18 protein-coding genes are annotated in these 21,156 nt (G+C 50.7%); 9 read left to right on the top strand and 9 right to left on the bottom strand.

Annotation, left to right across the window (positions count from 1 at the left end):
* Window positions 1-24: 24 nt before the first annotated feature.
* The 6 genes from FPG75_RS10210 to bioD form a co-directional block, all read right to left on the bottom strand.
* Complete coding sequence (locus FPG75_RS10210) at window positions 25-1,611, bottom strand: amino acid permease (protein ID WP_236652757.1); 1,587 nt, start codon at window positions 1,609-1,611, stop codon at window positions 25-27.
* A 212-nt stretch (window positions 1,612-1,823) separates the two neighbouring features.
* Window positions 1,824-2,795 (bottom strand): polyprenyl synthetase family protein, encoded by a 972-nt coding sequence (locus FPG75_RS10205; protein WP_143306675.1) that lies wholly within the window; start codon window positions 2,793-2,795, stop codon window positions 1,824-1,826.
* A gap of 55 nt (window positions 2,796-2,850) precedes the next feature.
* Window positions 2,851-5,268: a ribonuclease R gene (rnr, locus tag FPG75_RS10195; RefSeq protein ID WP_201747929.1), complete on the bottom strand. Its 2,418-nt coding sequence runs from the start codon at window positions 5,266-5,268 to the stop codon at window positions 2,851-2,853.
* Window positions 5,269-5,283: 15 nt separating this feature from the next.
* Window positions 5,284-6,354 (bottom strand): tetraacyldisaccharide 4'-kinase, encoded by a 1,071-nt coding sequence (lpxK, locus tag FPG75_RS10190; RefSeq protein WP_143306674.1) that lies wholly within the window; start codon window positions 6,352-6,354, stop codon window positions 5,284-5,286.
* A 6-nt stretch (window positions 6,355-6,360) separates the two neighbouring features.
* Window positions 6,361-6,939, bottom strand: coding sequence for a 5-formyltetrahydrofolate cyclo-ligase (locus FPG75_RS10185; RefSeq protein WP_143306673.1), 579 nt, complete (start codon window positions 6,937-6,939; stop codon window positions 6,361-6,363).
* On the bottom strand, window positions 6,936-7,580 hold the full coding sequence (gene bioD, locus FPG75_RS10180) for a dethiobiotin synthase (RefSeq protein ID WP_143306672.1): 645 nt from the start codon (window positions 7,578-7,580) through the stop codon (window positions 6,936-6,938). The genes FPG75_RS10185 and bioD overlap by 4 nt, the downstream gene beginning before the upstream one ends.
* Before the next feature lie 148 nt (window positions 7,581-7,728).
* On the opposite strand from bioD, the gene FPG75_RS10175 reads away from it, so the two are divergent.
* The 7 genes from FPG75_RS10175 to FPG75_RS10145 all read left to right on the top strand — a co-directional run bounded on the left by FPG75_RS10175 (window position 7,729) and on the right by FPG75_RS10145 (window position 14,394).
* The gene (locus FPG75_RS10175; RefSeq protein ID WP_143306671.1) at window positions 7,729-9,090 is read left to right on the top strand and encodes a pyridoxal-phosphate dependent enzyme; all 1,362 of its coding nucleotides are present in this window, start codon (window positions 7,729-7,731) and stop codon (window positions 9,088-9,090) included.
* Window positions 9,091-9,092: 2 nt separating this feature from the next.
* Window positions 9,093-9,875, top strand: a complete 783-nt coding sequence (locus FPG75_RS10170; RefSeq protein ID WP_143306670.1) for a helical backbone metal receptor — start codon at window positions 9,093-9,095, stop codon at window positions 9,873-9,875.
* A 54-nt stretch (window positions 9,876-9,929) separates the two neighbouring features.
* Window positions 9,930-10,364 (top strand): QcrA and Rieske domain-containing protein, encoded by a 435-nt coding sequence (locus FPG75_RS10165; protein ID WP_143306669.1) that lies wholly within the window; start codon window positions 9,930-9,932, stop codon window positions 10,362-10,364.
* 252 nt (window positions 10,365-10,616) lie between these two features.
* On the top strand, window positions 10,617-11,687 hold the full coding sequence (gene fbaA, locus FPG75_RS10160) for a class II fructose-bisphosphate aldolase (RefSeq protein WP_143306668.1): 1,071 nt from the start codon (window positions 10,617-10,619) through the stop codon (window positions 11,685-11,687).
* Between the two features lie 177 nt (window positions 11,688-11,864).
* Entirely contained in the window at window positions 11,865-12,713 is an 849-nt protein-coding gene (gene accD / locus FPG75_RS10155) for an acetyl-CoA carboxylase, carboxyltransferase subunit beta (RefSeq protein WP_143306667.1), read from the top strand.
* Window positions 12,714-12,774: 61 nt separating this feature from the next.
* The gene (gene smpB / locus FPG75_RS10150) at window positions 12,775-13,212 is read left to right on the top strand and encodes an SsrA-binding protein SmpB (RefSeq protein WP_143306666.1); all 438 of its coding nucleotides are present in this window, start codon (window positions 12,775-12,777) and stop codon (window positions 13,210-13,212) included.
* Window positions 13,213-13,239: 27 nt separating this feature from the next.
* On the top strand, window positions 13,240-14,394 hold the full coding sequence (locus FPG75_RS10145) for a tetratricopeptide repeat protein (protein WP_143306665.1): 1,155 nt from the start codon (window positions 13,240-13,242) through the stop codon (window positions 14,392-14,394).
* Here the strand turns inward: FPG75_RS10145 and trxA are convergent, their stop codons facing one another.
* Entirely contained in the window at window positions 14,395-14,697 is a 303-nt protein-coding gene (trxA, locus tag FPG75_RS10140; protein WP_143306664.1) for a thioredoxin, read from the bottom strand. It abuts the gene before it with no gap.
* A gap of 97 nt (window positions 14,698-14,794) precedes the next feature.
* On the opposite strand from trxA, the gene FPG75_RS10135 reads away from it, so the two are divergent.
* Window positions 14,795-15,361 (top strand): methyltransferase family protein, encoded by a 567-nt coding sequence (locus FPG75_RS10135; RefSeq protein ID WP_161596747.1) that lies wholly within the window; start codon window positions 14,795-14,797, stop codon window positions 15,359-15,361.
* Window positions 15,362-15,420: 59 nt separating this feature from the next.
* On the top strand, window positions 15,421-16,251 hold the full coding sequence (locus tag FPG75_RS10130) for a hypothetical protein (RefSeq protein ID WP_143306662.1): 831 nt from the start codon (window positions 15,421-15,423) through the stop codon (window positions 16,249-16,251).
* A gap of 122 nt (window positions 16,252-16,373) precedes the next feature.
* On the opposite strand, the gene FPG75_RS10125 is transcribed toward FPG75_RS10130, so the two are convergent.
* On the bottom strand, window positions 16,374-17,876 hold the full coding sequence (locus FPG75_RS10125) for a RagB/SusD family nutrient uptake outer membrane protein (RefSeq protein WP_143306661.1): 1,503 nt from the start codon (window positions 17,874-17,876) through the stop codon (window positions 16,374-16,376).
* A gap of 10 nt (window positions 17,877-17,886) precedes the next feature.
* On the bottom strand, window positions 17,887-20,970 hold the full coding sequence (locus FPG75_RS10120) for a SusC/RagA family TonB-linked outer membrane protein (RefSeq protein WP_143306660.1): 3,084 nt from the start codon (window positions 20,968-20,970) through the stop codon (window positions 17,887-17,889).
* Between the last annotated feature and the right edge of the window lie 186 nt (window positions 20,971-21,156).

Raw genomic sequence — 21,156 nt, 5'->3', positions numbered from 1 at the left:
CTACCCTGAAGTTACGAAGAATAATTATTTCCGCAGCTTGCTGTGCGTATAGCTGTAGAGGAAGTAGATGGTAAGCCCGATCACCAGCCATACAGAGAACACGATCCAGTTTTTGAGGGCGATCTCTGTCATGAGGTAAAAGCAGCTCAGCAGGCCGAGCACTGGTATCAGCGACAGCTTGCGGGTAAAGGAAAGGAAGGTTACGATTACGGATACGATCACAAAGAAGAAGAAGGGAATATTGTGTTTCCATACCTCCCAGCCACCGCTGAAAGAGAGCCTGCTGGCCAGTTCTCCACGGAATACAAGGATCAGCAGGATCACAAGGCCCGGCACGATATAACGGCTATTGATATACGGCAGGCGGAAACGTTTGTCGCCGGTATTTTTCTCCTGCTCCGGCAACATCAGTACGCCGCCGCACACGAGGATGAAGGCAAAGAGGGTACCTATGCTGGTAAGGTCTGTTACGATGGTGAGGTTCAGGAACAGCGCCGGCACACCTACGATAATACCGGTGATGATAGTAGCAAAAGAAGGCGTTTTGAAGCGTGGGTGTATCTTGCTGAAACGCTTTGGCAGCAGGCCATCGCGGCTCATGCTCATCCAGATACGGGGCTGCCCGATCTGGAAGACGAGCAATACGCTGGTGGTGGCCACCACTGCGCTCACCGAGATGAGGTAGCTGATCCAGGGCATGTGCACTTCGTTGAATACGAATGCCAGCGGGTCTTCCACTTTCAATTTGTAAAACGGCACCATACCGGTAAGCACAAACGAAACGAGGATATAGAGCACGGTGCAGATGATCAGGGAATAGATCATGCCTTTGGGCAGATCTCGTTGCGGGTTGGCGCATTCTTCGGCAGTGGTACTTACCGCGTCAAAGCCAATATAGGCAAAGAATACAGCGGATACGCCTTTCAGCACACCGGAGAAACCATTCGGCATGAATGGCGACCAGTTACCGGGATTCACATAAAAGAAGCCTACGACGATCACAAAGAGGATCACCAGTATCTTCAGCGCTACCATGAGATTGGCGCTACGCTTGCTTTCGCGGATACCCACATAGGCGAGATAGGTGATCAGCACTACTACGATAAAGGCCGGCAGGTTGAGGATCACGGGGATATTGCCAATATGCGGCGCGTTGGCAATCACGCCGGGCGTAGCGCTGTCGTAATTGCTTTGCAGCCAGTCGGGCAAACTGAGCCCCAGGCCTTTCAAGAGGTTATTGAAGTAACCGCTCCACGAAATGGCGACGGCAATATTTCCGATAGCATATTCCAGGATGAGCGCCCAGCCGATGACCCAGGCCGCCAGCTCCCCGAAGGTAACGTAAGAATAAGTGTAGGCGCTGCCGGATACCGGCACGCGGGAGGCAAATTCAGCATAACACAGGGCAGAGAAGCCGCAGGTGATAGCGGTGATCACAAACAGCAAAGACACGCCCGGACCGCCGTGAAAAGAGGCTTCCCCGATGGTGGAGAAGATACCTGCGCCAATCACCGCTGCAATACCCATCGCGGTGAGGTCTCTCACTTTCAGTACCTTATGTAATCCGCCTGTTTCATGGCCATCCGCCAATCCATCATTGGCATCTTTCAAAATTGTGGACAGGGATTTTTTTCGAAACAGCGAATTGGACATAAGTGGATTTTTGGATTTATGGATTTACAGATTTGCGAATTGTATGGTTGTTTTGTTGTAAAGTTTGCGAAGATAAACAACAAAACATCAATACAATCCGTAAATCTGCAAATCCATAAATTCATCAATAATTTGTGGTATGCGAATATATGGGATTTTAGAAATAAAAACTATTGCTGGCGGTCTAAAAGATAGTCTGCAAGTTCCATCAGCGGCTTTTTGCGGGCCGAGAGCACCGCGATGCTATCCAGGCTCTGGAAGGCCTGCTGCTGGAATCTTTCCTTCTCTTTTTCGGCCCATACATCGGCCTTGCAATCGCGGAACAGTTGCAGCACGCGGGCTACTTTATCATCCGGAGAAGAGGCCAGGAGCCGCTTCAGCTCTGTGCGCTGGGCGGGGTTGCAGAGTTCCAGCGCTTTGAGGAGCAGGAAGGTCTTTTTATTTACGAGGATATCTCCCCCCTGTTGTTTCCCAAATTTTTCCGGATCGCCGAAGGCGTCGAGCACATCGTCCTGTATCTGGAAGGCGATGCCGATATTTTTGCCGAACTGGTAGATATGATCCTGGTTGCCATCGCTGCCGCCGCCGATGATGGCGCCGAGTTGCAGGCTGGCAGCCAGCAGCACGGAGGTTTTCAGGCCGATCATATTAACGTAGTCGTGATATTGCACACTTTCAGGCTCCATGCTTTCGAAGTCCATATCCAGTTGCTGGCCTTCACACACTTCGATGGCAGCTTTATTGAAAACGGAGATGACTCTTTGTTTGTAGCGCGATTGCACCTTATTGAGGCGGTCGTACACGGAGATCAGCATGACGTCGCCGGCCAGGATGGCCGCGGGTTCGCCATAGATCGTATGCACGGTAGGCTGGCTGCGGCGCAGGGGCGCCTTGTCCATGATATCGTCGTGAATGAGCGTGAAGTTGTGGAACAGCTCCACTGCATTGCCTACCTGGAATGCGTCGGGGTGCAGCTCATCAAATAATTCATTGCCCATCAGGCAAAGCACAGGCCTGATACGTTTGCCACCGATCTCGAGGATGTGGGTTGCGGCATTGTACAAACGCTGCGGCGTTGCCGGAAACTGCTGTGGTTCAAACTGCTGGCTAAACTGTACTATTAACTCTTTAAATGAATGCATCTCTGGTAGATGGTTTTATACTGCCCCGCACCGATGGCGCGGGCAGTTTTGTCGTTTATTTCTTTTTCTTTTTGGTGGCGGCCTTTTTGGGCGTGGCTTTTTTAGCGGGCGGCGCTTTCTTCACCGGCGCTTCTTTAGCGGCGGCTTTCTTCGGCTTTGCAGCTGCCTTCTTCGGCACGGCTGCTTTTTTAGCCGTTGCTTTTTTGGCGGGCGCTTTTTTCACCGGCGCTTTCTCTTCTGCCACTACTTCTTTTTCTTTTTTCACCGCCTTCCTGGTTTTCTTTACCGGTGCGGCAGGCGCTTCCGGTACGGGTTCCAGCGGCGCTACCGGTTTAGCGGTAACAGTGGAAATCGGCAAGGCTGCTTCGGGCACTTCGGCAGGCGTGATCACGGAATGCGACAGCTCCGGCTGATCGGCCGCGACGATAACATGTTCCCGCTCAGGGCGCCATTGCTTTTTCGGCATCTGCTGTGCGCCACGTTTTTCTTTTTTCTTCTTGTGCGGCTGAGCTGTTGGCGCTGCCTGCAATTCATCTTCCAGCTCATAATCCAGCTGGCGTTTGGCGAGGTTGGCGGCCACCACGCGGATATTCACCTTCTCGCCTATACGAAAACGGCGACCGCTGTGAAGCCCTACCAGCGCGTATTCCGACTCATTGAAAACGTATTCTTCTTTTTTATTGAGGTTATGTACGCTCACAAGGCCTTCGCATTTAGTATCCACGGTTTCTACCCAGAAGCCGAAATGCGCCACCCCGCTCACCACCCCTTCAAAGGTATGGCCAATGAACTGCTGCATATATTCCACCTGTTTGTATTTGTTGGCGGCCCGCTCCGCCTCCATGGCCTTGCGTTCCATCTCGGAGCAATGCTTGCATTTCTTCTCCATCTGTTTGTCGGGATGAATATCGTTGGCCAGGCATTCGGCCAGCACGCGGTGTACCAGCACATCGGGGTAACGGCGGATGGGCGATGTGAAGTGACAGTAGTCTTCAAATCCAAGCCCATAGTGCCCTACGTTATCTACCGTATAGACGGCCTTGGCCATGGTGCGGATCCCCAGGGTTTCCAGCACATGTTGCTCCGGCTTGCCCTGCACCAATTGCAACATTTTGTTGAAAGAGCGGGCAATGCCTTCCGGCGAGCTCAGGTCGAACTTGTAGCCGAATTTGGCAGCAAAGGAAGAGAATACTTTCAGCTTCTCTTCGTCCGGCGTATCGTGCACGCGGTACGGGAAAGGCACCGGCTGTTTGTTGACGCGCAGCTTGGCAACATACGTCGCAATGGTACGATTGGCCAGCAGCATGAACTCTTCGATGAGCTGGTGGGCTTCCTTGCTTTCTTTGATCACGATGCCTACAGGTTTGCCATCCTCGTCGAGCTTGAAGCGTACCTCTTGCGAGGAGAAGTTGATAGCGCCTTTGCTAAAACGCTCCTGGCGCAGGGTTTGGGCGATCTTGTTCAGCAGCAGGATCTCTTTTTCGTATAGTCCTTTCCGTTGTTCAATGATCTCCTGTACATCTTCATACGTAAAACGGTGATCGGAGTGGATCACGGTGCGGCCTATCCAGTGTTGTTTTACTTCTCCCTTCTCATTCATCTGGAACATGGCGGAGAAGGTATATTTATCTTCATGCGGGCGGAGTGAGCAGAGCTCATTCGATATTTTCTCCGGCAGCATCGGCAGTACGCGGTCGGGCAGGTACACGGAGGTAGCGCGTTTATCGGCCTCTTTGTCCAGCTCGGTGCCGGGCAGCACATAATGGCTTACATCGGCGATGTGCACGCCGATCTCATACAGGCCGTTTTTGAGCGGACGTATGGAGATGGCGTCGTCAAAGTCTTTCGCATCAACGGGGTCGATGGTGAAGGTGAGTATCTTGCGGCAGTCTTTTCTTTTTCGTACTTCCGTATCCGTTATCTTTTCTTCGAGGTGGGCAAGTTCATCGGTCACTTCCTTGGGGAAGTTGAGCGGGAAGCCGGCTTCGATGAGGATCTCTTTCATGGCCAGGTCGTTGGTATCGCTGGCGTCGAGAATTTCGATGATCTCCCCTACCGGTTTGCGGGATTTTTCGCCCCAGGCCACGATCTTCACAACGGCTTTATCGCCTGTTTTGGCGCCGTTGAGCGAGTTGGCGGGGATATAGATGTCAGGCATGAACATGCCTTTTTCCGGGATGAGAAAGCCGAAACTTTTGCTCACCTGGAGAGTGCCGGTAAATTCGGTTTTATTTCGTTTAAGGATCTCCGTTATAACGCCTTCCATCCGGCCCTGGTTGCGGGCCTGCTTGATCACATCCACCAGTACTTCGTCTTTATCGAGGGCGGTATGCAGGTTTTTCTGCTTTACCATGATGTCTTTGGTGAGACCGGGCACGATCACGAAAGCCATACCGGAGCGGGTTACTTCCACAACGCCTCTGAAGGTTTTCTTCTGGCTGCCGTGTTTTTTATCTTTCTTTTTTTTACTCATGACACATTGGAGTTATCATTGATTGAAGGTGGGCAGTGATCTGCCTACATAATCAAAAATAAAGTTATTAAATGAACTTGCTTCCCCGAACAGGAAAGAGACTTCAACAGGCATAACAGCCACGCGGAGGTTTTGTTCTGTCAGTGTTTTTTGCAGGAGGTGCAGTCTGACAGCGTCTTTCTCGGTGGTGATGACCATCTTTTCGTGTCCGGGCAGGTCGTTCAGTTCTTTTTTAATTTTAGCCACGTCCTTTTCTGAATAGTAATAATGATCCGGGAAAGGCAGGAGGAATACCTCCTGGTAGCGCGTTCTCAATTCATTCAGCAATGGCTCCGGCCTGGCGATGCCGCAGGCCAGCAGTACGGTGGCGTTGGCGGGCAGTGCTACGGGTTCGTGACTGACCATATCATACAACGCACCATATTGCAAGGTAGTGAAAAAGAGCCGCTGATGCGGCAGCGGGCGAATTTCTTTTTCTATGGCTTCCTTTTCCGCAAGGGAAAGGTTGGGGGGGCACTTGGAAACGATGATGCAGCCGGCGCGCTCATAGCCTTTGCGGCCTTCACGGAGGCGGCCAAAAGGCACCACATGATCGCGGGTGAAGCGGCGCTTATAATCCGTGATGAGGATATTCATGCCGGGTTTGATAGACCGGTGCTGGAAGGCATCATCCAGCAGCACCACCTGCGTTTCGGGCTCATCGCCCAACAGTTGCGGGATGGCGAGCATCCGCTCCTCTCCCACACATACTTTAATATCCGGAAATTTCTCATGGAACTGCATGGGTTCATCGCCGATATCGGCGGCGGTGCTGTGTTCATCGGCCAGGATATAGCCGCTGGTGCGGCGGTTGTAGCCGCGACTGAGGGTAGCCACCTTGTATTCCTCTTTGAGCAGGCGGATGAGGTATTCCACGTGCGGCGTTTTGCCGGTGCCGCCTACGGAGAGGTTGCCGGCGGCGATGGTAGGGATATCAAATTCCACAGCGGTGAGCAGGCCACGGTCGTATAGTTTGTTACGGATCCACATCACCAGTCCGTATAGCAATGAGAAGGGATATAGGAGAAAATTCAGGTATCTCAGCACTTGTTCTTATTTTGTAAAATGATAAATATGATCGGGCGTGATAGCGGTTTTCAGCATCACGTCCTGTTCGCCGGCATCCGCGATGAGCGTTACCGGCTCAAACAGGGAAAGGCCTATGGTCCGTACATCTGCGCGGCACTGTTGCAGGAAGCGGTCGTACATGCCTTTACCATAGCCCACGCGGTGCCCCTGGCGGTCGAATGCCAGCAAAGGTACAAATACCAGGTCGATGTCTGCCGGCTGGATACGAATGCCGCCTGCCGGTTCCGGGATGCCGTATTTGTTATTTACGAGCACGGTGGTATCGTCCCAGAGGTAGTGTGTCATTTCGCCGGAAGCCATGTCAGACTTTGAGAGCGTCCATTGCAGGTGCGGGTACTTTTCTTTCATCCAGCGGATGAGGGGCCAGGTATCGGCCTCCCTTTTTTCCGTGATGGGCAGGAAGACGTGCACACAGTGGATATCCGAATAGTTGAGCAGCCTGCAATTGGCCAGCAGCGCGGCATTCATGCTGGCGATAGCTTCCGTGGAAAGCTGCATGCGCAACTCCAGGAAGCGTTTTCGTATATCCTTTTTCGTGGTCATGACAGCGAACTGTTGAGCGAAGCCGACAACAACTGTGCCTGTTCGCGTACAAATGCCTTATCGACAGCCGCGGCCTGCGGCACCCTGCCTATCCGCGGAATGCCGCTCCATTGCACGATCTCCTCTTCATTGCTATGATGCGCGCCGCTGAACACCCATCCTATAACGGGCACGCCTGTATGTTGCAGCATGCGGGCGGTGAGCATGGAATGATTGATACTGCCGAGATAATTTTGCGAGACGATGATCACGCGGGCTTCCAATTCCCTGATCAGGTCGATGGTGAACTGCTGATCGTTCACCGGCGCCATCAATCCGCCGGCGCCTTCGATCACAAGCATCCGGTTGCGGGGCTGCAAAGCCGCCGCCCGGGCAACGATGCGGCTGGTATCGATCACCACATTTTCCATCCGTGCCGCCAGGTGCGGCGATGCCGGCTCCTGCAGGCGGTAAGCCTCTTCATGACATACACTCAAAGGGTTGCTCAGCAAAGCCTGTACGGTGGCCGTATCAGTTCCATCCACCAGCCCGGATTGTATCGGCTTCCAGTAGTCGGCCTGCAGCGCTTCGGTCACAATGGCCGACACCAGCGTTTTGCCCACACCGGTGCCAATACCGGTAATAAAGATGTAGTTGTTCATCGGGGCAAATATAAAGGCAATAATCGTTTTTACAGATAGTTATGGGCTTGCTGTATGGATAAAGGCAGGTTCAAGCCAGTTTAAAGCCAGTATAAAGCCTGTCATGATATTTGGGAAATCCCTTACTTTCGTAGACAACCTTTTTATTATGAAATATTGCCAAAACATACTCGAAACGATCGGACATACCCCATTAGTAAAACTGAACCGTGTGGCTGCTTCCCTGCCCTGCCCCGTATTTGCCAAAGTGGAGTTCTTTAACCCGGGCAACTCCATCAAAGACCGTATGGCATTGAAGATGGTGGAAGAAGCGGAAAAGAAAGGGCTGCTCAAACCCGGCGGCACCATCATTGAAGGCACTTCCGGCAATACCGGCATGGGCCTCGCCATCACCGCGGTGATCAAAGGCTATAAATGTATCTTCACCACCACCGATAAACAATCCAAAGAAAAAGTAGATATCCTCAAGGCTGTAGGCGCCGAAGTGATTGTATGCCCTACCAACGTAGAGCCTGAAGATCCGCGCTCCTACTACTCTGTATCGAAAAGACTGGCCACCGAGATACCCAATTCTTTCTACGTAAACCAGTACGATAACCTCGCCAACCGCGATGCGCACTACGAACAAACCGGCCCCGAGATCTGGGAACAGACCGATGGCAAAATCACGCACCTCGTAGTAGCCACAGGCACCGGCGGTACCATAACCGGTACCGGTAAATACCTGAAAGAGAAAAACCCGAATATAAAAGTGTGGGCCATCGACAGCTATGGATCATTGCTGAAGAAATATTTCGAGACCGGAGAAATCGATATGAGCGAGGTATATCCTTATATCACAGAAGGCATCGGTGAAGATTTTGTGCCGCAGAACTACGATATGAGCGTGATCGATCACTTCGAGAAAGTGACCGATAAAGACGGCGCCGTGATGGCCCGCCGCATCACCAAGGAAGAAGGCATTTTTGTAGGCTACTCCGCAGGATCCGCGCTGGCAGGGCTGATACAGCTGAAAGCGCAGCTCAAACCGGACGACCTGGTAGTGGTGATCTTCCACGATCATGGCAGCCGCTATGTAGGCAAAGTATACAACGACCAATGGATGATGGAACGCGGATTCCTGGATGTGAAAACGGTAAGAGACGTGGTGAACGGCCGCCGCAACCAGCCACTGGTAACGATCGGCGCCGACGAGAAAGTGAGCGAAGCCATTGCGCGCATGAAGAAATTCGACATCGAACATATTCCCGTGAAGAATGGTAACGAGATCATTGGCTCCGTATCAGAAAGCGGCTTGTTCAACAAACTCATTGATGATGCCAACCTGAAAGATGCCCTCATCAGGCAGGTCATGCAGGCGCCCTTCCCGCTGGTAAAAGAAGATACGCCGATTGAAAAACTCGCAGTTTATATCAACAAGGAAAATGGTGCGGTGCTTACCCGCGATGAAAGCGGCGATCATCACATCATCACCAAATACGATATTATCCAGGCACTGGGAAGACAATAAACATGCATTATACCGATCAGTTACAACGTAGTGTGGTGCTGGAGAAGGCGCCACGGCGGATCATTTCGCTGGTGCCTTCCCAGACCGAACTGCTGTATAGTCTCGGGCTGGATGCAGCAGTGGTGGGCATCACCAAATTCTGCGTACATCCGTTGACGTGGTTCCGCAGCAAAACCCGTGTAGGCGGCACCAAAAACGTGCATGCCGATGTGATCCGCGAACTGCAACCCGACCTCATCATCGCCAATAAAGAAGAGAACACCCAACAGGATATCACCGCGCTGATGGCGCACTACCCTGTGTGGGTGAGCAATGTACAATCATTGGAAGATGCTTACGGTATGATCGCCGGCGTAGGTGCGATTACACAGCGCTCCTCCGCAGCAGCAGCATTGATCAGTGAAATAGAAAGTAATTTCACCCGGCTGAAACCCTTGCCGGCGCCGGTTCCTGCGGCCTACTTCATCTGGCGCGAACCCTGGATGGTAGCCGGCGGCGATACCTTCATCCACCAGATGATGGGAGCCTGCGGCCTGCAAAATGTTTTCGGCGCGCAATTGCGTTATCCTGCCGTTAGCGCTGCCAGCCTGGCTTCCAGCGGATGCAAACTGGTTTTGTTATCGTCAGAGCCTTATCCTTTCAAAGAAAAACATATCGCTGAATTGCAGGCCATAGTGCCGGAAGCCGCCATCCGCCTGGTCGACGGCGAGATGTTCTCCTGGTATGGCAGCCGGCTGCTCGAAGCGCCCGCCTATTTTAATTCCCTGCTGGAAAATATTTTTTGATACAGGCAACCTCTCCGCCTGATGCTCCGTAAAAATGAATAAACAATCATCTTTATGGAAAGAAGAGACTTTGTCACTAACATTGGTCTTACCCTGGCATTGGCCTGTACAGCGGGTTTGGCGGCCTGCAGCAAAGGAAGCGATAATAATCCTAATCCGAATCCGAACCCTGGCGGCGGCAGCAATGCAAAGCTCACCGCTAATCTCACCAGCGATCTACCTAACGTAGGAGATTATAAAATTTCCGGTGGCGTGATCCTGATCCGCACCGGCACAGGCAATACCACAGCGGATTTCGTGGCATTGTCCAGTACGTGTACCCATCAGGGTTGTACCGTTGCCGACTACAATAAAACATCCCACCTGATCGAATGCAATTGCCATGGCAGCCGCTTCACCACCACAGGCGCCGTGAGCAACGGCCCGGCCACTACGCCTTTGGCGGCCTATGCTATCAACATCAATGGAAATACATTGACCGTCTCCTGACCAGGATTAAACGGATTTATAAGATTACCCTGATTTAACACGAAGATCAACTAGGTTCCAGCCCTTGAAGCGCTCGAAGCGCTTCAAGGGCTTCTTCGCTTAAATCCGCTATCATTAATCTTCGCTTTGATCTCGTAGCTTAAATCAGGAAAATCTTATTAATCCGTTTAATCCTGGTCTAAAAATCGTTATAAATCTTGTTTTTAAGTCCTTATATTTGCTTTCCTAAAAATTAAAATACATATCAAGCGTATGGGAAAATACAGAGCTGGCGTATTATTCGGCGAAGAGCTGGATGCGCTGTATAACGATGCCAAAGACAACGGATTTGCTATGCCTGCCGTGAACGTAGTGGGTACTAACTCCGTAAACGCAGTACTGGAAACAGCGGCTAAAGTAAATTCACCGGTGATTATACAGTTTTCCAACGGTGGCGCCCAGTTCTTTGCTGGTAAAGGCATGCCTAATGACAAGCTGCAGGCGAACATTGCCGGTGGTATCTCCGGTGCGAAGCACGTACATGAAGTAGCTAAATACTATGGTGTGCCCGTAGTGCTGCATACAGACCATGCCGCCAAAAAATGGCTGCCCTGGATCGATGGCCTGCTCACCGCTGGTGAAGAGTATTTCAAGCTGCATGGCCAGCCCCTGTATAGCTCTCACATGCTGGACCTCTCTGAAGAGCCGCTGCACGAAAATATTGAGATCTCTCACAAATATTACGAGCGTATGAGCAAACTGGGCATGTCCATCGAAATCGAGCTGGGCGTGACTGGTGGCGAAGAAGATGGCGTGGACAATTCCGGTGTAGACAACTCCAAACTGTACACCCAGCCTGAAGATGTAGCGTTTGCGTATGAAACACTGTCGAAAGTGGGCAGTCGTTTCACCGTAGCTGCTGCTTTCGGTAACGTACACGGCGTTTACAGCCCGGGCAATGTGGAACTGCGCCCGGTGATCCTGCACAACAGCCAGGAATATATCCAACAGAAATTTGGTACCAAAGCCAAACCGGTATACTATGTATTCCACGGCGGTAGCGGCTCTCCGAAACATCAGATCGCTGAAGCCCTCACCTACGGCGTGATCAAGATGAACATCGATACCGACATGCAATGGGCATTCTGGGAAGGCGTACACGATTACTACGAAGCGAAAAAAGCATACCTGCAAGGTCAGCTCGGCAACCCTGAAGGTGCTGACAAGCCCAACAAAAAATACTACGATCCTCGCGTATGGCTGCGCAAAGGCGAAGAAACCTTTGTAAAGCGTCTGGAAGAAGCCTTCCAGGACCTGAACTGCATCAACAGGAACGCATATTAATTAGGATTACATTGAACAATTAGGGGGAGGATATTCGCGAAGAAGCCCTGAAGCGCTCAAAGTGCTCCAAGGGCTTCTTCGCGAATATCCTCCCACAAATCCGTAATTTTAATTCGTAATCCGTAATTAATTATAATTCGTATCTTGCACCACTATTTTCTAATCTAATAGCAAAATATGTCTAGCTGGTTTAAGCGAATTAAACAAGGCATCTCCACCTCTACCAGTGAAAAGAAAGAAGCACCGGACGGGTTGTGGCATAAATGTCCTAACTGTAAGAAAACCACCACTGTAAAGGATCTGAGGGAGCATTACTACGTATGTGACAAATGTAATTATCACAATCGTATCAACTCCGCCGAGTATTTTGAGATCATATTTGACAACAACCAGTTCGAAGAACTGTTCCCCAATATTTATCCCACCGATTTCCTGGGCTTCAAAGACCTGAAACCTTATAGCGAAAGGCTGCAAGAAGCACAGAAAAAGTCAGGCCTGAAAGATGCCATGACAGTAGGCGCGGGTAAAGTATCGGGTAATGACCTGGTAGTAGCCTGTATGGATTTCAACTTCATCGGAGGCTCCATGGGCTCTGTGGTGGGTGAAAAGATCGCCCGTTCCATCGACTATTGCATTGTACACAAGATGCCGCTGATGATCATTTCCAAATCCGGCGGCGCCCGTATGATGGAAAGTGCATTTTCACTGATGCAGATGGCTAAAACATCCGCCAAGCTCACGCAGCTGGCCAATGCAAGGCTGCCTTACATCTCTATGATGACCGACCCTACCACCGGTGGAGTAACAGCATCTTACGCGATGCTCGGCGACCTCAACATCGCTGAACCCGGCGCCCTCATTGGTTTTGCAGGTCCCAGGATCATCAAGGAAACAATCAAAAAAGACCTCCCTGCGGGATTCCAGAGCGCAGAGTTCCTGCTGGAAAAAGGCTTCCTGGATTTCATCATGGATAGAAAAGAATTAAAGACCAGGCTCGCCTCCGTGCTGAGCCTGTTCAAGCATTAATAAATTAGTGTCATGCCCCTGAAGTGCTACCGGCGCTTCAGGGGCTGTCCATCTAAAAGAAATGGCAGAATTAAAAAACAGATCGGCATATTACGAATACGCAATAGAAGATAAATATATTGCCGGACTGGTATTGACAGGAACAGAGATCAAATCCATACGTGCAGGCAAGGTGAGTTTCAACGATGCGTTCTGCTATTTTTCCAAAGGAGAATTGTTTGTTAAGAGCCTGCACATTGCCGAATATTCCCACGGCACCTACGCCAACCACGATCCCCTCCGCGAAAGGAAGCTGTTGCTGACTAAACGCGAACTGAAGAAGATAGAGAACAAGATCAAAGAGAAAGGCTATACCATCATCCCGCTGAGAATGTTCATCAACGAAAAAAGCCTGGCCAAAATGGAAATCGGCGTGGGCAAGGGTAAGAAGTTACACGACAAGCGCGACACTATCAAACAGCGTGAATCCGAGCGTGAGCTGAGAAGGCAGTTTAAATAATACACCACATATTTAAAAAGATCCCCTTTGAAAACTTTGTCCAGTTTCAGCAAGCACCTGACCGTACTGTGCCTGGCCGCCTGTACCCTGCTACTCTCCTGCCGTTCCGGGGAGAAGCTCTACAACAAAGGCCGCTACGATGAAGCCGTGGCCGCCTTCGTAAAGAAATTACAGCGCCGCCCGCACGATGCCACCGCCCTGCAACTATTGCCGCAGGCCTACAACCACGCTGTTCAACAACATGAAGACCGCGTGAATGGATACCTGCGTTCCAACAATCCGCTCAAATGGGAATCTGTACGCAATGAATATCGCGTACTGCAAAATCTCTATAACACCATTCACAGCGCTCCTGCCGCCCTCACTGTGGTACAACCCAAAGACTACCGCAATGCCATCATAGGCGCACAGGAAAATGCCGCTGAAGTCCGCTACAATATGGGCGTATCGCTGCTCAACAAAGGCGATAAAGCCGACGCACGCCGCGCCTACGACGAGTTCTACGCCGCGCTCAAAATTGTGCCCAGCTACCGCGACGCCAATAACCTGATGAGCGAAGCCTATCAGCAAGGCGTGGAAAACGTTGTGATCAGCCAGATAGATGTAGCCTCCGCCTACTATCAGTTCAGCGCCGACCAGTTCCGCGACTATCTCGTACGCAGCCTGCAACAACGCAATATCAACCGCTTTGTACAGTTCTTCGACGAACGCGTAGCCCGCAATGAAAATGTACGCGCCGATCAATACCTCGAACTGCGCTTCTACGATTTCATTGTAGGCCAGACCTATGTAGACCACTACCAGCGCGATGTTTCAAAGGAGATCGTTGTAAATACCTACAAGGATACTACCGGAAGAGAGATCAATGTATATGAAACAGTAAGGGCTACACTGTTCATCACCAAGAAAACCGTGGTGTCTAAAGGCTTGCTCGATTACCGCATCTCCGACACCAATAACGGCCAGGTGCTGCGCCAGGACCGCATTCCAGGCAGCTATACCTGGCTGAACCAGTTTGGTACCTATCGCGGCGATTCACGTGCGCTCAGCAATGAAGACCGTGCTCTGATCGGCGGTATAGACCAGCCACCGCCACCACCGCAAACATTGTTCATGGAGTTTACACGGCCCATCTATGACCAATTAGAGCGCGACCTGCGCAGCTTTTACAGCAATCTTTGATCAGGATTGAATATAACTGTTTAACAGCGGAATGAGCTGATGAGCAGGCACTACCCCGCTCTGGCGCCACAGGAGCTTGCCTTCGCGGTATAACAAGAGCGTGGGCACGCTGGCGATCTGCCATTGCGCAGCCAGCTTGGGATTTTTATCGATATCTATCTGAACGATCCTGAGCGTATCGCCCAGCCTGGCTTTCACATCTTTGAGTATCGGCGGCACCATCTTGCAAGGCCCGCACCAGGTAGCGAAGCAATCGATCAGTACGGGAGTAGCCGACTGCAGGATAGTTTGCAGATTTTCCATAGCGCACGGTTTTAGTCCGCCTGCAAAGTAAACACTTTTCAGCAACTTGCATATATCCCTGAAAATGCGTAAATCTGCTTGCAAAACTTGCACCCCTATGAGCCTTATCTCCTATATTGTGTATTTCGCCTGGCTACTGTCGGAAATATTGTTACATCGCCTGCTGCGCGGCGGCAAGAGCAGCGACAAGAAAAAGCAGGACCGTGGCAGCCTCGCACTGATCTGGATCGTCCTCATCATCTGCCTGAATATAGCGGTCGTGATCACACAATTCAGCTCCTACCCGATTGTACACGATGGACGCACGATGCATTATATTGGCCTCGCCATCATCATCGCCGGCATGCTATTCCGTTATGCTGCCATCGCTTCGCTGGGAAGGCTTTTCACGGTGGTAGTCACCATCCGCGAAGGACATACCATTAAAAAAGATGGTCTCTACAAATTGATCAGGCATCCCGCGTATGCCGGCTCCCTGCTGTCTTTCCTCGGATTCGGTCTTTCCCTCAACAACTGGATTGGCCTGCTGGTAGCATTTGTACCGGTATTGTTTTCTTTTATTTACCGGATGAATATAGAAGAGAAAATGTTGCTGGAGCAGTTTGGGGAAGCGTACAGTGATTATATGAGGACAACCAAACGTGTATTGCCATGGATATATTAGGAAATTGGATCCCATCGCCTACTTTTGCACTTTCCTATATTTTTTAAATTACTTTTTTAATGAGACTAAACCTGACCTTCTTGTTAATCGTCATCCTATGTACGACTGCATGCAAGAAAGACTCTGCTATATCGGAAAATGATCCCAATGCCAATTTACCGATAAGCACTGTTTCTCAAACATCCGCAACGGATACCATCACCTGGTATCTAAAAAGCGATGGCCACTGCGACTCTATCCGTAACACATATCTATTAAGCGGTAATCGTGTAATGTCTGTGATAAAGAACATCTGGGATACTAATAGCAGAATATCCAAACAGACAAATTATGATATTGAGAACGGCGCTATGAAAGAAACGTCATCTATTCAATATGAGTATGACAAGGGCACTGGGCTTCTGTCAAAAGTTTACAGGTATAATAATGGTCAATATACCGGATTTGATACACTGTTCTATCAAGGCAACAGGCTCAATAAATTAATGAGGGCTAAAAAAATACAAGACACCTCGACCGTGTATACAGAGATAAGTGAATATGATTGGAGCGGAGATAATCTTATAGAGCAACGACGATTGAATTACGTCAGGCAAGGAACGGCAACTTCATTAACGAATAAATATAAATATACCTTTGAGGCAGGTACCAACCCACTATTCCTCAAAACCGGACTATCAGGCATTAACGATGGAGGCTCTCTTTCCCAGAACATGATATCCAAACAAGTGGAAGAAGATGCAAAAGGTAATACGGTAGTCAATTTAGATTACAACCGAACCTATAATAAGCGGGGATACCCTGTACAGGAAATGCTCAAGTATACTGACTATAACGGAAATGTAATTACAGCTACTTATAATTACACATATACCTATCGACCATATTAAATATTTAGGGATTTTTTGATTTACGGATTTATTGATTTAATTGAGGCGGAGATAATAACATTGTTCATCTCCGCTTCAATTAAATCAATAAATCCGTAAATCAAAAAATCCCTAAATATTTATTACTTGTTCAAATTCGGATTATTCTGTTGTTCGCTGACTGGAATACTAAAAAGATAGTATGGGCTCTGTGGCTTGAAAGCCGTACCATCAGGGAATTTGAGGGTACGATGACCGCGTATCCTGATCCTTTTACCGCCGGCGCCATTCGGGATTACGATAGTGCTATCGCCGCCATTCCAGGAAGTGAATGGCTTGCGTACCACGGTGCCGTTGGTGCGGATGATATCTGAAAGCGAAAATCCTTCTCCCCATAATTCTTTTCTTCTTTCAACGAGGATGGTATCAACAAGACTGCCGCTGCCTTGTACATAAGGATAGGCGCCACGCGCCTGCCGGAGCGTGTTGAGACTGGTTACCGCAGCGGCGGTGTTGCCCGCGCGGGCATTGCCTTCCGCCTCGATGAGGTACATCTCCGCTGTTCTCATCAACACAAAATCACCGATCAATGCCTGCTGGTCGCGGAAGCGGAACTTCTGGTAACGCAGGTAACCTTCCCTGGATGGCAAGGTATCCCACTGGAATAATTTCGTACGTACGTCGCCGTTAGTAAAGAAATCTTTGAAGAAAGGATCGGCCATGAAGCTGTAGTAGTAAGAGCCGGGAGATGACACATCCAGGAAGTGGAAGTTGTAGCTCGCGGTGCTCTGGTTGGGCGTTTGCGCATGCCCCCAGATCCATTCTACATTGTTCACATCGTTGAATCCTTTGAGGTAGTCGTCCTGCGACATGAGCGGATAGCCGGCGCGGGCCAGTACAGCCTTCTCCGCCGCTTTGCTCCAGTTCTGTGTTTGCAGGTAAGCTCTTGCCAGCAGGCCTTCCACTACATTGATATCGATCTTATGCTTTTTGCCGGGATCGCGCTGATAGCCTTGCAGCAGCGGTTCTGCGGCCAGCAGGTCGGCGATCACCTGATCGTACACCTGTTTGATAGTAGCTCTGGGCTTGCCTGGCGTGTTAGCCGTAGCAGGCTCGGTGTAGATGGGCACTGCCTTCGCATTCGGATCTACGATGGTACCGAACTGATAGAAGGACGCCAGCACCAGGTAGCTGTTGGCGCGTAAGGCCAGGGCCTGGCCTTTGAGGCGCTGCTTGCGGCTTTCATCGCCGGTAGCTTTATCTACGTTGGCGATGATGCCATTGCAGTTATCGATCGTTTTGTAGAGGATGGTCCAGTAAGCGTTCACACGGTTTTTAGTAGGGTCTGCCATCTCCACAAATGTATAAGCATCCCGCAAACCGTATTTGGTGGTCACTGCCACATCGCTGCCCATCGCATCGCTGGCGCGGGCGATGGAGGTATATCCTGGTACGGAGTAGGTGAAAAATGTTTCCATCATATAAGCCCAGGTACCGTTGATCACCGTTTCTACGTTATCTGCGGTAGCATATGCCTGATCCTGCGTAACGGCGTTGGTAGGCTTCTGGTCAAGGAAGTCCTTGCTGCACGCCGACAACAGCGTAGCAGAAAGTATCGTGAGTATGATTGATCTGTTCTTTTTCATGATATTATTTTTAGAAGCTCAGGTTAATACCGGCAGATAAAGATTTGATAGCCGGGTAACGATAATAGGTAACACCATCGATCGACTGCTCAGGGTCCATCCCTTTGTGTTTATACAGGGTGATAAGGTTTTCTCCCTGTACGTACACCACGAGATTGTGGATGTGCGCGCGTTGCATCAGTGATTTCGGGAAGGTGTAGCTCAGGTTCAGGTTCTTGAGACGGGCATAGGTAGCGTCGTAGAGCCAGCGGGTAGACGCGCTGGTCCAGGTGCTGGTATTAGTGCTGAGCGCGGGAACATTGGTGACATCGCCCGGTTTCTGCCAGCGGTCGAGTATTTCGGTAGACCATGCACGGCCGGTTGCAGAGCCAAGGTGCATCAGCCAGGGGTAATCGTTGTCAAGTATTTTACCACCCAGGCTGTAAGCCCAGAGGAACGACAACGACACGCCTTTATAGCTGAAGGTATTGGTCAAACCTCCGATCGCATCGGGCAATGCAGAGCCGGAATAGTACTGTGTAGCAGAGCTGTAAGTGCCGGTGGTAGTGCGTTTGCCGTCAGCGCCGGTGGTGTACCAGCGTGGTGCGCCCGTTTGCGGATCCACACCTGCCCAGTCGCGCAGGTAGAAATCATAGATAGAATGACCGACAGATAATTTCTTGGTACCTACGATGATATCACCCTGTGGCAGCGAGGTCACTTTGTTTTTGTAATGAGAGATATTGAAATCCACTACCCAGCTGAAATCCTTCGTCTGTACAGGAACGCCGCGGAGCGTGAGGTCCACGCCGGTATTTCTCAGTGCGCCGATGTTGGCATCGATGGCGCCGTAACCGGTAGATGGCGGCTTAGGCAGGGAGAACAGCAGATCGCGGGAGCTGCGCTGGAAAAATTCCACGGTACCGCTCAAGCGGTTATTCAGTATGGCGAAATCCACGCCCACATTGAGGTTGAGGTTCGTTTCCCATTTCAGGTCTTTGTTGTAGATCTTGTTACGGTATACGCCGCCTTCGCCCAGGTTGCTGTTCACTACAAACAGCGGCATGTAATAATAGTAACTGCCGAGGTTGTCGTTACCTTGTGCGCCGTAGCTGGCTTTCAGCGTGAGGAGATTAAAGAAAGAAGAATTTTTGAGGAAGTCTTCTTCTGTAATTTTCCAGGAAGCGCCGAGCGACCAGAAGGTTCCCCAGCGCCTGTTTGGTGCGAAGCGTGAAGAGCCGTCAGTACGCAATGATCCGGAGAAGAAATATTTTCCTTTGTAATCATATTCTGCTCTGGCGAGATAACTGGAAAGCGTATAGTTATCGGAGTAGCCTGTGAAATCCTGCAGCAGGGAGGCATCTGCAGGTTCATCCACGCCGATCACGGGGAAGCCGGAGCGGCTGCCATCTGTGAAAGTGTAGGTGAATTTATAGGCTTCCTGTCCGGCCAGCACGCTGATGTGATGTTTCTCATTGAAGAGCTGCTCATAGGTGAGCAGGTTGTTGAAAGTCCAGCTGAAAGTGCGGTAGTTGGCACGGTCTACAGTACCGCCCACAGCGGCGTCGAAGCCGAGCAGCGGATTCGTATAGTCGTGTGTAAGGCGGGCCGCATAATCTGCATTATAGCTGGATTTAAATTTCAGACCGCGCCAGATGGTAGCTTCGCCGTATGCACGTACGGAGATATCATCGCGGGTCTGGTTATGTTTATCAATACCGGAAGTTTGTACCAGGTTGGTTCTGGGATTGATCGCATCGGGGCGGTAAGCACCGTAGTCGAAGATCCTGTTCCCGCTGGCATCCAGCAAATATGCGCCAGTGGCGGGATCGCGCTGGTACACCGGGTAGAATGAAGGTGTGAAACGACCGTAGTTAATATAGTTATCGGAGCGGCTATCTTCAGATGGAGGCGCTTGTTGATCAGAGTGAGCGCCGCCCAGGTTGAGGCCTACTTTCAGCCATTTCTTTGCATCCACATCAAAGTTGGCGCGCACGTTATAACGTTTGAAGCCGGAGCCGAGATAGATGCCCTGATCATTGAGATAACCACCGGAGAGATAGTAGCGTGTTTTTTCAGTGGAGCCACTGATGGCTACATCTGCTTCGGTACGTTGACCGGTACGTTGCATGGCTTTGTTCCAGTCGTCGTTCCAGAGCGCATGTGCGCCGGATACCAGTTTGCCGTCGGTGCCCACCGGTTGTGGAAAAGCGGTGCCATAAGGGTTGATGCCAAGGTCGCTCACTACGTTGCTGCTGGCGGATGCCGCAGCTGCAGAGGCGGAGAGGCCATTGAGCAAGGCGGTGTTACGCAGCGATTCCCAATAGAGGCGGAAGTAATCGTCGGTACTAACCTGTGCATAGTCTTTCACGGCTCTTTTGGAAAAGCCCTGGCTTACGCGCACATCAATGTTGGTGCCATTGATCTTTCCTTTTTTAGTGGTGATGATGATCACGCCATTAGCGCCGCGGGAGCCGTATAATGCGCTGGAAGAGGCGTCTTTGAGGATACTGATAGACTCAATATCAAAGGGGCTGATGGCATTGATATTACCGCCATAGGGCACGCCGTCTACCACATACAGCGGATCAGATGAGGCATTCACAGAGCCGATACCACGGATGCGGATCGTAGCGTCTGTACCTGGCTGGCCGCTGGCAGAGGAGCTCTGCACGCCGGCTGCAAGGCCTTGCAAGCCTTTCGATACGCTGGAGATCTGGCGGTTGGCCAGCTCCTCTCCTTTGATCTGCGATACCGAACCGGTGTAGGAATTTTTCTTCGCGGTGCCATATGCGACGATCACTACTTCATCGATATCTTTTCCGGAAGAAGATAATAAGATGGTCAACGGCGCCGTGCTGATGGGCAGCTCCTGCGATTGCATGCCGATGTAACTTACCACCAGCGTAGTGGCGGCGGGATCGGTGATCTCTAAGTGGAACTTGCCATCAGCGCCGGATACAACGCCTTTGGTGGTTCCCTTTACTACCACAGATGCGCCGGGCAGCGGTTCTTTTTCTTTGGCGGATAAAATGGTGCCGGTTACCGTGCGGGTCTGCGCGAATGCAGCCAGCGGCCCGAACAGCCATAAGAGGATAATAAATCTCTGTAACATAAGATGGTGTTGAAGATGATTGGTTTATTCTGAAAATGGCAAAACGAAACAGGTACCTGCTGATGCAGGTATTTAGCGATGATTCCCATTAATACTTTTCTTGTTCCTGGTGACAGTACGCAGTAAAATCAGCAGCTACACATTCGGATGAAGCTACAACAACAAAGCTGCTGGCAGATGTGGACT

Source organism: Chitinophaga vietnamensis (assembly GCF_902167635.1).
Lineage (GTDB): Bacteria > Bacteroidota > Bacteroidia > Chitinophagales > Chitinophagaceae > Chitinophaga > Chitinophaga vietnamensis.
The sequence above is the reverse complement of the archived record's forward strand: the minus strand, read 5'-3'. Positions and strand labels throughout refer to the sequence as shown.

Bases quoted from the DNA above. Each gene is read 5' to 3' on its own strand.
- FPG75_RS10205 (WP_143306675.1), bottom strand. From the start codon at position 2,795: ATGCATTCATTTAAAGAGTTAATAGTACAGTTTAGCCAGCAGTTTGAA.
- rnr (WP_201747929.1), bottom strand. From the start codon at position 5,268: ATGAGTAAAAAAAAGAAAGATAAAAAACACGGCAGCCAGAAGAAAACC.
- FPG75_RS10185 (WP_143306673.1), bottom strand. From the start codon at position 6,939: ATGACCACGAAAAAGGATATACGAAAACGCTTCCTGGAGTTGCGCATG.
- bioD (WP_143306672.1), bottom strand. From the start codon at position 7,580: ATGAACAACTACATCTTTATTACCGGTATTGGCACCGGTGTGGGCAAA.
- FPG75_RS10175 (WP_143306671.1), top strand. From the start codon at position 7,729: ATGAAATATTGCCAAAACATACTCGAAACGATCGGACATACCCCATTA.
- FPG75_RS10170 (WP_143306670.1), top strand. From the start codon at position 9,093: ATGCATTATACCGATCAGTTACAACGTAGTGTGGTGCTGGAGAAGGCG.
- FPG75_RS10165 (WP_143306669.1), top strand. From the start codon at position 9,930: ATGGAAAGAAGAGACTTTGTCACTAACATTGGTCTTACCCTGGCATTG.
- fbaA (WP_143306668.1), top strand. From the start codon at position 10,617: ATGGGAAAATACAGAGCTGGCGTATTATTCGGCGAAGAGCTGGATGCG.
- accD (WP_143306667.1), top strand. From the start codon at position 11,865: ATGTCTAGCTGGTTTAAGCGAATTAAACAAGGCATCTCCACCTCTACC.
- smpB (WP_143306666.1), top strand. From the start codon at position 12,775: ATGGCAGAATTAAAAAACAGATCGGCATATTACGAATACGCAATAGAA.
- trxA (WP_143306664.1), bottom strand. From the start codon at position 14,697: ATGGAAAATCTGCAAACTATCCTGCAGTCGGCTACTCCCGTACTGATC.
- FPG75_RS10135 (WP_161596747.1), top strand. From the start codon at position 14,795: ATGAGCCTTATCTCCTATATTGTGTATTTCGCCTGGCTACTGTCGGAA.
- FPG75_RS10130 (WP_143306662.1), top strand. From the start codon at position 15,421: ATGAGACTAAACCTGACCTTCTTGTTAATCGTCATCCTATGTACGACT.
- FPG75_RS10125 (WP_143306661.1), bottom strand. From the start codon at position 17,876: ATGAAAAAGAACAGATCAATCATACTCACGATACTTTCTGCTACGCTG.
- FPG75_RS10120 (WP_143306660.1), bottom strand. From the start codon at position 20,970: ATGTTACAGAGATTTATTATCCTCTTATGGCTGTTCGGGCCGCTGGCT.